This is a genomic window from Streptomyces virginiae, assembly GCF_041432505.1.
Lineage (GTDB): Bacteria > Actinomycetota > Actinomycetes > Streptomycetales > Streptomycetaceae > Streptomyces > Streptomyces virginiae_A.
The window spans coordinates 453,699-466,444 of sequence record NZ_CP107871.1 but is presented as its reverse complement, the minus strand read 5'-3'; the positions used below and the strand labels follow the sequence as shown (position 1 = coordinate 466,444).

General features: G+C 72.3%; 15 protein-coding genes. 4 read left to right on the top strand and 11 right to left on the bottom strand.

The genetic code is table 11. The features are described from left to right. Positions 1-9: 9 nt before the first annotated feature. Both entS and OG624_RS02230 read right to left on the bottom strand, forming a co-directional pair. Positions 10-1,347 carry an enterobactin transporter EntS gene (entS, locus tag OG624_RS02235; protein ID WP_051763797.1) on the bottom strand — a complete coding sequence of 446 codons (1,338 nt, stop codon included), beginning with the start codon at positions 1,345-1,347 and terminating at the stop codon, positions 10-12. A 38-nt stretch (positions 1,348-1,385) separates the two neighbouring features. Further along, positions 1,386-1,625 (bottom strand): phosphopantetheine-binding protein, encoded by a 240-nt coding sequence (locus OG624_RS02230; RefSeq protein ID WP_371587082.1) that lies wholly within the window; start codon positions 1,623-1,625, stop codon positions 1,386-1,388. Positions 1,626-1,834: 209 nt separating this feature from the next. Between OG624_RS02230 and OG624_RS02225 the strand changes: the two genes are divergently transcribed. Then, positions 1,835-2,335 (top strand): GNAT family N-acetyltransferase, encoded by a 501-nt coding sequence (locus OG624_RS02225; RefSeq protein WP_371587081.1) that lies wholly within the window; start codon positions 1,835-1,837, stop codon positions 2,333-2,335. A 94-nt stretch (positions 2,336-2,429) separates the two neighbouring features. On the opposite strand, the gene OG624_RS02220 is transcribed toward OG624_RS02225, so the two are convergent. The 6 genes from OG624_RS02220 to OG624_RS02195 form a co-directional block, all read right to left on the bottom strand. Further along, positions 2,430-2,636 (bottom strand): MbtH family protein, encoded by a 207-nt coding sequence (locus OG624_RS02220; protein WP_030725132.1) that lies wholly within the window; start codon positions 2,634-2,636, stop codon positions 2,430-2,432. Between the two features lie 52 nt (positions 2,637-2,688). Further along, entirely contained in the window at positions 2,689-4,014 is a 1,326-nt protein-coding gene (locus OG624_RS02215) for a condensation domain-containing protein (RefSeq protein WP_371638956.1), read from the bottom strand. A 6-nt stretch (positions 4,015-4,020) separates the two neighbouring features. Then, entirely contained in the window at positions 4,021-5,418 is a 1,398-nt protein-coding gene (locus OG624_RS02210; protein ID WP_371587080.1) for a lysine N(6)-hydroxylase/L-ornithine N(5)-oxygenase family protein, read from the bottom strand. 209 nt (positions 5,419-5,627) lie between these two features. Further along, positions 5,628-6,533 carry an acetylglutamate kinase gene (gene argB / locus OG624_RS02205; RefSeq protein ID WP_033225316.1) on the bottom strand — a complete coding sequence of 302 codons (906 nt, stop codon included), beginning with the start codon at positions 6,531-6,533 and terminating at the stop codon, positions 5,628-5,630. 23 nt (positions 6,534-6,556) lie between these two features. Further along, the gene (locus OG624_RS02200; RefSeq protein WP_266446848.1) at positions 6,557-7,192 is read right to left on the bottom strand and encodes an isochorismatase family protein; all 636 of its coding nucleotides are present in this window, start codon (positions 7,190-7,192) and stop codon (positions 6,557-6,559) included. Between the two features lie 179 nt (positions 7,193-7,371). Continuing rightward, complete coding sequence (locus OG624_RS02195) at positions 7,372-8,019, bottom strand: hypothetical protein (protein ID WP_051763798.1); 648 nt, start codon at positions 8,017-8,019, stop codon at positions 7,372-7,374. 267 nt (positions 8,020-8,286) lie between these two features. Between OG624_RS02195 and OG624_RS02190 the strand changes: the two genes are divergently transcribed. Next, a complete protein-coding gene (locus tag OG624_RS02190) occupies positions 8,287-8,835 on the top strand; it encodes a GNAT family N-acetyltransferase (protein ID WP_033225317.1) in 549 nt (182 codons plus the stop codon). A gap of 65 nt (positions 8,836-8,900) precedes the next feature. On the opposite strand, the gene OG624_RS02185 is transcribed toward OG624_RS02190, so the two are convergent. Then, the gene (locus OG624_RS02185) at positions 8,901-9,302 is read right to left on the bottom strand and encodes a RidA family protein (protein WP_033225318.1); all 402 of its coding nucleotides are present in this window, start codon (positions 9,300-9,302) and stop codon (positions 8,901-8,903) included. Positions 9,303-9,432: 130 nt separating this feature from the next. On the opposite strand from OG624_RS02185, the gene OG624_RS02180 reads away from it, so the two are divergent. Further along, a complete protein-coding gene (locus OG624_RS02180; RefSeq protein WP_266355935.1) occupies positions 9,433-10,404 on the top strand; it encodes a helix-turn-helix transcriptional regulator in 972 nt (323 codons plus the stop codon). On the opposite strand, the gene OG624_RS02175 is transcribed toward OG624_RS02180, so the two are convergent. Together OG624_RS02175 and OG624_RS02170 are read right to left on the bottom strand one after the other, a co-directional pair. Next, complete coding sequence (locus OG624_RS02175) at positions 10,386-10,673, bottom strand: hypothetical protein (RefSeq protein WP_371587079.1); 288 nt, start codon at positions 10,671-10,673, stop codon at positions 10,386-10,388. The two genes, OG624_RS02180 and OG624_RS02175, sit on opposite strands and share 19 nt — an antisense overlap. A 54-nt stretch (positions 10,674-10,727) precedes the next feature. After that, positions 10,728-11,897 (bottom strand): alpha/beta hydrolase family protein, encoded by a 1,170-nt coding sequence (locus OG624_RS02170; protein WP_371587078.1) that lies wholly within the window; start codon positions 11,895-11,897, stop codon positions 10,728-10,730. 399 nt (positions 11,898-12,296) lie between these two features. Here OG624_RS02170 and OG624_RS02165 point away from each other — a divergent pair, with 399 nt between their 5' ends. Beyond that, positions 12,297-12,722 (top strand): subtilase-type protease inhibitor, encoded by a 426-nt coding sequence (locus tag OG624_RS02165; RefSeq protein ID WP_033225324.1) that lies wholly within the window; start codon positions 12,297-12,299, stop codon positions 12,720-12,722. Positions 12,723-12,746: the final 24 nt, after the last annotated feature.

The window sequence follows — 12,746 nt, the reverse complement described above, 5'->3', positions numbered from 1 at the left end:
AGGGCGTGCCTAGGCGGCGGGGGTCGCGGGCGCCAGGCCGGCGGTGTCCGGTCCGGGGCCGGTGTCGTGGCGCCGGTCGCCCTCGCCCTCCTCTTCCCGCTCGTCGCGGGGGAGGGTGGCATTGCGCAGGCCGGGTACGGCGATCGCCACGACGACGGCGGCCACGGCGCAGATCGCACCGTTGACGACGGCCGCCCCGCCGGGGCTGAACCAGCGGGCGAGGGCGGCGACCTCGACGTCGCCGACGACGCCTCCGGTGGTGCCCTGCGTGGTGATGACGCTGACGATGCGGCCGCGCAGCCGGTCCGGGGTGCTGTGCTGGACGAGGGCGTACTCGAGGATCTCGTACACCGTGCCGGCGGCGCCGCCCACGGCGAGCAGCGCGAAGGCGAGCCAGATGTTGCCGCTGAGACCGAAGCCGACGGCGGACAGACCGCCGGTGACGGCCGCGAGGATCAGGAGCCGGCCGGGCCGGGCGGCCCGGGTGAGCCAGCCGCTGGTGGCGGAGACGGCGACCGCGCCGACGGCGGGGGCGGTGTAGAGGAGGCCGAGCATGACCTCGCCGCCGTGGAACTGCCGGTCGACCATCTCGGGGAAGAGCACGACCGGGAGGTTGAAGAGGGCCATCACGCCGCCGAGCACGAGCAGGCCGCCCACGACGCGGTTGCGCACGGCGTACTTGAAGGCGACCAGCAGCGATCCGGTGTCGGCGCCGGCCTCCTCGTCCTCCTCGTCGTGCGCGACCGGGGGCAGCGGCCGGATCCGGGAGATCAGGAGGGTGGTGACGGCCGTGGTGACGGCGGTGAAGGCGAAGACCGGGCCGGGCCCCCACAGGGCGAGGAGCACGCCACCCAGGAACGGTGCGCTGATGGAGCCGATCTCACCGGTCAGGGAGATCAGGGCGCCCGCGGCGGGGAGTTGGTCGGGGCGCACGAGCGTCGGGGCGACGGCCATCAGGGCCGTCACGCTGACGCCCGTGGCCAGGCCGTCCCAGGCGACGCACACGTAGATGCCCCACAGGGTCGGGTCCGGCAGCATCGCGTTCACGGCGAGGCCGGCGAAGGCGAGGGCGGCGGCGCCGCGGGCGCACACGATCAGCTTTCGGCGGTCGGTCCGGTCGGCCATGACGCCGCCCCACAGCGATCCGAGGAGCACCGTGATGCTCATGATCATGCTGGCGACGGCGACGTCGAAGGTCGAGCGCGTCAGTCCGTACACCTGGGCGGAGAGGGCCACCGTCGCCATGCCGAGGCCGAACAGGGACACCACGCGGGCGATGAAGATGGCGCGGAAGTCCCGGCTGGTGCGCAGGGGTTCGATGTCTATGACGAAGTCACGCAGAGGCACGGCAGGCTCCGGGGCGGGCAGGTGCGGGGAGGGTGGGGTCAGGCGGCGGTGGTGAGCAGCTCGGCCCACTGGCGCAGGGTCGGCCGTTCGGCGAGGTCCACGAAGCTGATGCGGGCGCCTTCGGCCCGCCATTTCTCGACGAGCGACATGAGCCGGATCGAGTCGAGGCCCTGGTCGATGAGGTCCTCCTCCAGGGAGACGTCGGAGGGCTCCGTGTAGAGCACGTCGGCGACGTCACGGACCAGCCGGTCGAGCGTGAAGGGCGGGGAAGCGGACATGAGGGGTCTCTCTCCTCGAAGAACGGCGGAACGGCGGCGACATTTCGACATTCCATTAGGTAAGGGTTACCTAACTAAACGCGAAGGTGCACGTCAAGCCGGGTGCGGTGAACACGTGACTGCCGCTTGGATGAACTGGCCTCTGGGTGTGATGTGTTGGGCTTGGAGGCGGAATTGCGGCTCAATTTAGGGAAGGCTAACCTAACTTGGTGACTACTGCCGCCACCCCCCGTCCCCCGCAGCACGGCACGGACGGCCTGCCGCCCCTGGTCCGTCGGGCTCGTCTGCACGACGCCCCCGCCCTGCACGCCCTCTCGCTGGCCTTCATCCGCTCCGGCGCCCTGCGACCCCGCAGCGTCGACCACTACCTCGCACACGCCGGGGAGTTCCTCCTCGCGACGCGTCGAGGCCGCACGTCGGCCCTGGGCTGCCTCGCCCTCGGTGACGAGGGGGACGGGGTCGCCGTGCTCTACAACTTCTGTGTGGCCCAGGGGAATCAGGGCCAGGGACTGGGCGCCGCGCTGCTGCGCGCCGCGCTCGCCGACGCCCGGTACCGCCGCGTACGAGAGGTCTTCACGGCGACCACCGGCGGCGCCTCCTTCTTCCGGCGGCACGGCTTCGTGTCGGCCGGCCCGGGGCGGGCGCCCGCGGCCTGGGCGGCGGCGCTGGACCCCGCTCGTGGCTCGGAGGTGCTCTCCCGGCGGCTGTGAGCCGTACGGCCCGCACACGACCGGGGCCGGACCGGAGCACGTGCTCCGGTCCGGCCCCGCGCGTGGGACGGCGGGGCCGGGAGGCCCCGGGGGATCAGCTCCTGGCGACCAGGCTCGCGGGCCGCATGTCCGTCCAGTGCGTCTCCGTGTACGCGGCGCAGCCCTCCCGGCTGTCCTCGCCGTGCACGACGGTCCAGCCCGCGGGCACCTCCGCGAAGGCGGGCCAGAGCGAGTGCTGGTTCTCGGCGTTCACGAGCACGTAGTAGCGGGCGTCGTCGTCTTCGAAGGGGTTGGTGGCCATGGTTCTCTCTCCTTGGGTGTGATGACCGGGGACGGTCGGTTCGGGGATGGGATCAGTGGGGGACGGGGGACGCCCGCAGAGAGGCGACCGGTACGTCGGGGGCGCGGCACAGCGCCGCCAGGTCCTCGGTGAACAGGTGGGCGAACCGGGCGGGTTCGACATCCTCGTAGAGTGCCGGGTTCGCGTCGAAGTCCAGGCGCAGCCGCCCGTCGGATCCCGCCGCGGCGGACACCGACAGGTCGTCGACCGGGCCCGAGGCGAGGCTGACGACCCGGCCGCGGATGCCACCGAAGTCCAACTCCGTCTCGAAGGGCCGCAGGTTGACCAGCGGCCCGGGGACGCGGTCGCCCCCGTACGTCGGCCACACCTCGCGCGCCAGTTCCTCGCCGCGCAGCCGCTGGTGACGGCGGAGCAGGGTCAACTCGCCGGCCGCCGCGCGCAGCAGCGACCGGAAGGTGTCCGCCCCCCGGACCGGCAGTCGCACCGGCAGCAGGTTCACCGCCGTCGCGGGTACCCGTAGCGTCCCCGGAGCGGTCCGCGCCGCCGCGTACACGGCGAGGACCGCCTCGCGCGCGCCGACGGCCGCGGTCACCCGCACCGCGGTCGTGGCGAGCACGACCTCGGCCCAGGTGACGCGCGCGGAGCGGGCGGTGGCGCGGACGGCCGCGCTGTCCGGCGCGCCCAGGCGCACGGTGTGCCGCCGCGCGGTGTCCTGGGCCGGCGCCACCCGCCCGGCGGGGGACACGGGAGCGGGGCGGTCGGCGTACCGCTCCGTCCAGTACCGTCGGTCCGCGGCCTGCGCCGCCGAGCCGGTGTAGGCGCGGTCCGCGTCGGCCAGTACGGAGACCGGCGCGAAGGGGGTCGGGCCGGGCGCGCGGCTCTGCACCAGGGCCGTGTAGACCTCGGCGATCCGCCGGCTCAGCAGTGCCACGCCGTACCCGTCGACCGCCAGCAGGTGGAAGTACTGCACCAGCAGGTGGCGTCGAGGGCCCACCGTGACCAGCAGCGCGCCCGTGAGGTCGGGTGCGAGGCCGGTCCCCGCGGGGGCGGTGAGCAGTTCGGGTCGGGGTGGGCAGGCGAGCTGGCCCCGGACCAGCTCGACGGCGGCGCCCACCGGGTCGGCCGCCGCGGAGGTGTCCAGGCGCGGCAGGCCGCCCCGGGTCATCAGTCGCGAACGGAGCCAGGGGGCCTCGTCGAGGGTACGGAGCACGGCCTCGTCGAGCGCCGCCGTGTCGAGCGGACCCACGAGCTCGATGTACTGGCCCACATTGTGGCCGGCGTACGAGGGATCCGCGCTCTGCGCCGCCAGGACGTGCGCCTGCGCCGCCGTGAGTCCGGGCGGCGGCCCGGCCGCCGCCGGGAGATCGGTGCGCGGCACGGCCGCTCAGCCCCGGTGGGCGGGCACGCCGTCGGCGACGGCCGCCGCCCTGGTCGCCAGCGCGGCCTGCACCTCGCGCTCGGCGACGCGCAGCAGCAGGGAGTCGCAGATCTCGCCCGAGCGCACGGCCAGCGTGGACAGCAGGGAGGCGCTGATGCCGTGGGTGTGCTCGGCGGCGGCGCCCTGGACGTAGATACCGGCCCGCACGCGGTCGGTGGTCTCCACCCGGTGGTCACGGCCGACGCGCAGTCGGCCCTGCCCGTCCGTGAGGCACTCCTCGGCCAGGTCGCCGAGCAGCTCGGCCGGCTCGGTGGGCCGGTAGCCGGTGGCCAGCACGACCGCGTCGCAGTCGAGGGTGAGGATCTCTCCCGTGGTCAGGGAGCGCACCACCGCCCGCGCCCCGTCGGGGAGTTCCTCCACGGCGGTCAGGGCGGTCGTGTTCAGGATGCGCAGCCGCTCGGTGCCCGCGACCTTCTCCTGGTAGACGGTCCGGTACAGCTGCTCGATCAGATCGCCGTCCACCACCGCGTAGTTGGTGTTCGCGTGGTATCCGATGAGCTGCTGCTTGACCTCCTCCGGGGCTCGGAAGAACTCGTCGACGGCGGCCGGGTCGAAGATCCGGTTGGCGAACGGACTGTCGTCGGCCGGGCTGTACCCGTACCGGGTGAACACGGCGCAGACCTCGGAGTCCGGGAAGGTGCGGTGCAGGTGGTCCGCGGTCTCGGCGGCGGACTGGCCGGCGCCGACGACGACGAACCGACGGTGCGGACGGTCCGTCAGACGCGGCGCGAGGTGCAGCAGGTCGCGGTTGTGCCAGATGTGCGGGCCGGTGCTGATCCCGGCCGGGACGCGGGCGCGTAGCCCGGTCCCGAGGACGAGGTTGCGGGTGCGGGTGGCGCGCGACGGCCCGGTGCCGGAGCTGGGTCGGGTGATGACGTCCAACTGGTCCACGGCGCCGTCCGGACCCGCCGGGCGCACCTCGACGGCCTCGGTGGCGTAGTCGACCAGCCCGTCGAAGGAGGCGGCGCACCAGCGGAAGTAGTCGTGGAATTCGAGGCGGGTGGGGAAGAAGGACTTCTGGTTGATGAAGTCGGCCAGCCGGTCCCGGTCCTGGAGGTAGTGCAGGAAGCTGAAGGGGCTTCCCGGATTGCGCATCGTCACCAGGTCCTTCAGGAAGGAGACCTGCATGGTGGCTCCTTCGAGGAGCATGCCCTGGTGCCAGCCGAAGTCCTCCTGGCGCTCGATGTACGAGGCCCGGAGCGCCTCGCCGGAGGCGCGGCGGTCGTTGTGCTCCCGGATCGCTATCGCCAGGGCCAGGTTGGCCGGCCCGAAGCCGATGCCCACCAGGTCCCTGATGTCCGGGAGAGCGTCCCCGGGTGTGGAGCTCGCGTGCGGTGCGGACATGCCCATCCTTCCTCGGTCCTACCCTTTTTGGTTAGGTAAGGCTGGCCTAACATTCCTGACGGGCCGGAAGCTGTCAAGTTGGCACCTGATTGTCTCGAACCACACCAACCAGACGTTCGACGCCCAGAGTTGGGCACATGGAAGGCCCCGGAGCCGTAGCGGCTCCGGGGTGCGGTGGGGGAGGGCCGGTCAGGTCGGCCCTCCCCGGTTCAGTGGAGGAGGCGCTCCTCGGCCGGGGGGTCGTCGGGCACCACGGTGGTGCCCGTGTGCTCGTCCGCGAACACCTCCAGGACCAAGGCGTGCGGAACCCTGCCGTCCAGTACGTGTGCCATCCGTACCCCGGAACGCACCGCGCGCAGGCAGCCCTCCATCTTGGGCACCATGCCGCCCGCCATCGAAGGCAGTAGTTCCGCCAGCTCACCGACCGTGAGCCGGTCGATGATCTCCGTACTGTGCGGCCAGTCCGCGTAGAGGCCGGCGACATCGGTGAGCATCACGAGTTTCTCGGCGTCGAGCGCCTCGGCGAGGGCGGCGGCCGCGAGGTCGGCGTTGATGTTGTAGACGTTGTCGTCGTGGGCTCCCCGGGCGATGGGGGAGATCACCGGGATGCGGCCGCGCTCCAGCAATCCCCGTACGGTGTCCGGGTCGACGTGCACGATGTCGCCCACCAGGCCGATGTCCACCTCGGCGCCGTCCACCAGCGCCGGCCGCCGGACGGCGGACAGGGTGCGGGCGTCCTCGCCGGTCATCCCCACGGCGAAGGCCCCGTGACGGTTGATCAGGCCGACGATGTCCCGCTGCACCTGCCCGGCCAGCACCATGCGGACGATGTCCATCACCGCGGGGGTCGTCACCCGCAGTCCCGCGGCGAACCGGACCTCCAGCGCGAGCTGTTCGAGCATCGCGCTGATCTGGGGGCCGCCGCCGTGCACGACGACCGGGCGGAGCCCCGCATAGCGCAGGGAGACCACGTCCTGCGCGAAGGCCGCCTTGAGCTCCTCGTTCACCATGGCGTTGCCGCCGAACTTGACCACGACCGTGCGGCCTTGGAACCGCTCCAGCCAGGGCAGGGCCTCGATGAGTGTGCGCGCCCGCGGCGCTGCCGGTCCGCTCACGGGACGAGGTGTGCGGTCGTCATTCAGGCTTCCAGTTCGTCGATGAGGATCGTGGTGGTGCGTACGACGGCGCCCCGTGCGGCCGTCCAGCGCAGGGCGAGCGCGTGCTCCTCCGCGGAGGTGTCCGCCACCGCGTCGGCCACGACGAATGGCTGGATGTCGTTCATGAACGCGTCCGCCGCGGTGAGCAGTACGCCGGAGTGGGCGAACACGCCGCACAGGATCAACTGGTCCCGTCCCGTGGTGCGCAGGATGCGCTCCAGGTGGCTGCGCAGGAAGGCGTTGTGCCGCGCGTTGGCGATCACGTGCTCGCCCCGGCGCGGGGTCAGCTCCTCGGTGATGGACGCGTCCCGGTCCGGCGCCGCCGGCTCGGTCTCCATCTCGGCCGCGAGGCCGCGCTGTTCGGGACGCTCGCCCGCCGGTACCGTGCTGAAGACGACCGGGAGACCCAGCCGCCGTGCGGACCTGCGCAGATCGGCGATGTTGCCGATCAGGTCCACCAGGGGCGAGCGATCGCGGGGGAAGGGCCGCAGCAGATGGTTCTGCATGTTGTGTATCAGCAGGGCGGCCCGGTCGGGGTCGACGGACCACGGTGCCACGGAGCGCGGCACCAGGTCCTGGGTGGGCATGGGATAGGGGTCGATGGTCACAGGGCCCACGGCTGGATCTCCTTGTCACCTGCGCTGCGCGGAGCGCCGGTGGTGAACGGGCGCGCGGAGCTCGACGAGGGACGGGGGATGCCCCGACCCCTCATCCTTCACTTAGCTTAGCCTAACCTAACTTGAATGATCGAGGGGTGAGCGTCACCCTCGAGATCGATCTTCGTGCGACCGCCCGCTCAGTCCCGGTGCGTGGCGCGGCGGCTCAACCCACCGGCAGAATCGTCCGGTTGGCTGTCCGGGGACAGGAGGGGGTCGTCGAGTTGCACGATCCGGTACCCGACCCGACGGCTCGCCGCCTTGGGCGGTCTGCGCCGCCGACTCGCGCCGGCCTTCGCCGAGCGCGCCCGCTGCGCCGCCGCGATCAGGGCTCCCACCGGTGGCGCCTCCGCGCGTAGGCGGTTGAACCCGCGCACGGAGATGCCCACGAGGGTCGCCGCGGCCGGCCAGGCGGCCCCTTTGCGGATCGCGTTCAGCATCAGCTGTAAGGAGGCCGGGGTCGGTGCCGACCCGGGTCTCAGTCCGTGCGCCTCGGCCAGCGCGTGCGCGGAGCCGAGCGCCGTGGCGAAGCTGGAGTCGATTTCCAACCACTCGCGCAGAATGCGCTCGGGAACCCCGGCCGCGGCCGCGCATCCCGGGAGGGTCAGCCCCTGGGCCGCCCCGCGTAGGGCGTCCGCCATCCGGGCGATCGTCTCCTCCCGCTGGCTGGGCGTGCGGCGCAGTGCGTCGCGCAGCGCCCGGTCCATCTCCTCCTGGGAGCTCATCCAGGCCAGTACCTCGTCGGCCCATTCGTCCTGCTGCGCTTGGTCTCGCGCGTTGTCCTGCATCCCCGCACCCCCACTCTTAGGTAAGCCTAACCTAAGAGTGGAGTGGAAGGGGAGATGCGTGACCGCAGTGGCGGGATTTACGAGGCGGGTCGAGTCGCCCCAACCGCCTTCGGTCGCAAGCTGGTTGAAGCGCGAACCGGATTCGCCGATAGGCGCGGGCCCCTCACGGCCGCACAGTGTGCCGCGGACCGCCGACGGCGGTACGCCGTTCCGGACCGCCGGGCCACGCTCGGATCACTCCGACAGGTGTGCGATACGTTGCCGGACATGACTGAATTCGGAGCTGCCGCCTGGCCCCCTACCCCGTTACGGACCGCACGGCTGGTTCTGCGCCGGTCCGAGGCGCGCGACCGTGAGGCGTTCATCGAACTGTTCGCATCGCCCGAGGTGGGCACCTACGTCGGCGGCGCACGACCACGTGCCGAGCTGGAAGGCGCGGCGCCGGCGGTGCCCGGGCGGCGCCCCGGCTTCTTCGTGATCGAGGTCGACGGAGCCATGATCGGCATGGTCACGCTCGACCGGCGCGACCCGGAACGCCCGGGGCATGTCCGCCCGGAGGCCGGAGAGGTCGAGCTCGGCTGCATGTTCCTGCCGCGGGCATGGGGACACGGGTACGCCGCCGAGGCGTGCGCGGCCGCACTCGACTGGTTCGCCGACGCGCTTCCGGACGAGCCGGTGGTCCTGTGCACCCAGAGCGCCAACGACCGCGCGATGCGCCTCGCGGCGAAGCTGGGATTCACCGAGGCGGAGAGGTTCGAGGAGTTCGGCGCCGAGCAGTGGTTCGGCGTGCGGGCCCCGGTGGCGCCGGCCGGCTGACAGCTCGGCACCCGCGCGCCTCCCCTGCGGCGACCGCCGCAGGGGAGGTGCGCCGCCCCGGCCCGTCAGGCGACGGCGGTCCCCTCCAGCTCGACCAGCTGGCCGGGGATCGCCAGCCGTGTCACGCCGAGCATCGTGGTGGTCGGGGCCACCCCGGCGGCGCCCAACCGCGCCGCCAGCCCGCCGTAGTGCGGGAAGAGCAGGTCGACGTCGGTCGTGTACACGTTGAGCCGCACGAGGTTCGCGAGGGACATACCGGCCTCGTCGAGGACGGCCTCCAGGTTGTCGATGCTCCGCGTCAACTGCGCCGCCATGTCGCCGTCGTGCAGCGGCTTGCCGTCGTCGCTCATCGCGGTCTGCCCCGAGACGTACAGGGTCCGTGTCTGCCCGGAGACGAGCTCACCCTGGTTGAACCCCAACTCCACCGACCACGCCACCGGGTTGATCGCCGTTCGCCGTACTGCCACGTCAGCTCCATTCGATTCATCGGGATCCAGGACGTCGATCGGCGCGGCAACCGCCGGCCTCGACGTCGTGCTGACGAGCCTCCCAACAAATCACGACACCCTTGGTCAGGTATTCCGTTACGGTTCCCGCATGCGCGCCGACCGACTGGTCTCCCTGGTGCTGCTGCTCCGCCGGCACGGTCGGTTGACCGCCGACACGCTGGCCCGGGAGCTGCAGGTGTCCACCCGTACCGTGCTGCGCGACATCGAGGCACTGTCGGCGGCCGGCGTCCCGGTCTACGCCGAACGCGGCCGGCACGGCGGATTCTCGTTGTTGCCCGGCTTCCGGACCGAGCTGACCGGACTGAACCACGACGAGGCCCTCGCTCTGCTGGCGGCCGGATCGGGGCGCGGTGAGCAGGCGTTCGGCCTGGGCTCGGCCCTCGCCTCGGCCCTGCGCAAGGTGGTCGACGCGCTGCCCGAGAGCCACCGGGCCACCGCGAGCGACGCGGCCCGGCGGTTCCTGGTCGAGCCCGAGACCGACCTGCTGTCACGCCGCGCGGTCACCGACGACATACCCGGCACCACGATGATCGAGGTCCGGCGCGCGGTACTCGCCGGACACAAGCTCCGCATCCACTACGCGGCCACCGGCAGGCCACCGCGGTGGCGCACGGTGGACCCGATCGGACTGGTCACCGTACGCGACCGGGTGTACCTGCTGGCCACGCGATCCGGCGCGGACCGCACCTACCGGCTGTCGCGCGTGCTGGCCGCCGAGGAACTCCCCGACCCGGCCGAGCGACCCGGCCGCGTCGATCTGGACCGGATCTGGCAGGAACGCTGCGCGCGGTTCCTCAGCGACGACCACATCACCGTGCTGGTACGGGTGGACCCGGCACGGAGGGAGGACCTGCTGGACACCGCGCTGGCCGTCCGCGCCGAGGAGCCCGACCCGGACGGCCGACTGCGCCTGGAGCTGACCTTCCAGGATTCCCGACACGCCGAATGGGCACTGTGGCAACTCGGCACGGACGCGGAAGCCCTGGCCCCGCAGTCGCTGCGGACCTCCCTGCGCGACCGCGCCGCCGCGTTCGCCGCCCGCTACGCGGAGCCGTCCTGAGTACCAGGAGGTGTCCTGTCCGTGGCGCGCAGCCGGGCAGCGGAGCAGGCCGGAGTGCCGAGGGTCAGCAGCCGGAACAGGACCGCGGCCACTCGGTGGCCCATGCTGATGCGCTCCATCACCCGGTGGTCACCGAGCCGTTCCCACCCGGGTGCCACGGCGGCGAGCCCGCGACCGCCCCGGACGCCGGAGCGGAACCGTGCCCCGGTCGCCCTGACGATGGGGTGCCGCCCACTGAGCGCGGCCTTCGGGTGGAAGAAGTCCGCCACCGGTTCGGCGCCGGGGAAGGCCGACCGGCAGGAGGTCGGGAAGGCCCGCCTCCGTCAGCTGCGGTGGAACACGACCTCCGGGTCGGCCGCGGTCGGGCCGTCCAGACGTGGCGCCGGCTTCCCGCGCAGGTGCAGGTCGAAGAAGTCGCCGACGTACGCCCGCGTGATCTGCTGCGAGCGGGTGCCCGACAGCGGCGTCTCCGGATGCGGGTAGCCGACCTGGTCGCCCAGTACGGGCCAGTCGGTGAAGCCGGGATGCCCGGCCCCCGTGACGGTCAGCCAGCGCTTCCAGCCGTCCAGCCGGGGCCAGTTGTCCTCCCAGGAGGTGTCGGGGAAGTCCGGCGGCAGCAGGGCCGGGTCACCGGCGAGCATCAGGAAGGGCCGCCCGGCGAGACCAGCCTGGGGAACGGGCGTGAAGAAGGTGCCGTCCATGTTGACCCCGGCGTCCACGCGCGGGTCCACGGCCATGGTGGCCGACGCGGCCGCACCGCCGATGGAATGCCCGGCCATGCCGATGTGCCCGGGGTCGATCAGCCAGGAGTACCGCCACGCCGCGCGGGGACCGGTCAGCCGGTCCAGGACGAACGGGATGTCGCGGGCCCGGCCGTCGGAGACCCGGTGCAGCGACCCGTCGGGGAACACCTGCTCGCAGGCCTTGCACGTGAGCAGCCGCCCGCCGGGGAAGACGGTGCCGTCGGACTCGTACGCGTGGTCCACCGCCGCCACCACGTACCCGCGGCCGGCGAGGTCCTCCGCCAGGGTGGTCAGCGAGGCGCGGGGCATGGTGAAGCCGGGGGAGAGCACGATCAGCGGGTAGCGGTGCGCCGTGGGCCGGGGCAGCGCCTGCGTCCGCGCGTGGGTCCGGGTGGCCGCGAGACGTTCGGGGGTCACGTACTTGCCGAGCTGCCCCCGGTCGGTGAGCAGCGCCTTGGCCTCGGAAGTGCTCAGGTACGGAGCGGGAGTTCCGGTGCGCGCGAGAGCCGGGTAGTACAGCGACAGGAGTAATTCCCGGTCGGCCGTGGGCACCCAGGGGTCCTTGCGCCCGCGGTCCACGAGGTGGAGGGTGTCGCGGCCCACGGCGAAGCCGCCGGTGGGTACGGGGAGTTCGAGTCCGGGGGCGGTGACCGCGGTGGACGCGGCCACGGCCGGCGTGGCGAGCGCGCCGGGCGCGATGAGGGCCAGACCGGCCGTCATCGCGGCCAGTACGCGGATGATCTTCTTCATGGCGGCATCGTAAGTCATTTTAGGCAAGGCTTACCTAAGTTTTTCGGTTCGATGCGTCGGCCGGAGATCTGGGGCGCGTCACTCTCGGTGTTCGAGCGTGCGTATTCGGTCAAGCTGAGTGGCCGTCGAGTGAACCTGACGCGGCCCGCGGCGGGTCGGCGAGGGGTGAAAGCGCAGGTCGGCGGCGGGCGTGGTCGGCGCCGAGATGTGGCGGTGGAGCGGCGCGCGCCCCCTGTGAGCTGCCCGAACGACCATTCGGTCGCCGATATGTGAACGCTCTGTCCGTAAATCGGTCATCGATGTGCGGTGGGCCTTCACGTCCGACAGTCTGATCCCGCAACGACGCGATATCGAAAGCAAATATCGCGTTCCACCTTTGAATTGAAAGAGAGTTCCGTCGTGCGTCACCGCATCGCAGCTGCCTCCGCCGCCACGCTCCTCTGTCTGGCCGGCGCCACCGGCGTGGCAGCCGCCCAGCCCTCCAGCCTGTACGCCCCGTCCGCCCTGGTGTTCACCGTCGCCCAGGGCGACGACGCCACCAACTCCACCGTCGTCCGGGCCTCCACCCTCAGCTGCGCCCCGACCGCCGTGGGCACCCACCCGAACCCGCAGGCCGCCTGCGCCGCCCTCAACTCCACGGGCGGAGCGTTCGACCGCCTGCTCGCCTCGCCGAACCCGGACCGCGCCTGCCCGATGCACTACGCCCCGGTCACCGTGACCGCCGACGGCGTGTGGAAGGGCAGCCGCGTCGCCTGGAAGTACACCTTCTCCAACAGCTGCGTGATGTCCGCGACCCTCAACGGGAACGCCGTCTTCTCCTTCTGATCCCGCGTCGGACCTGTGCCGCGC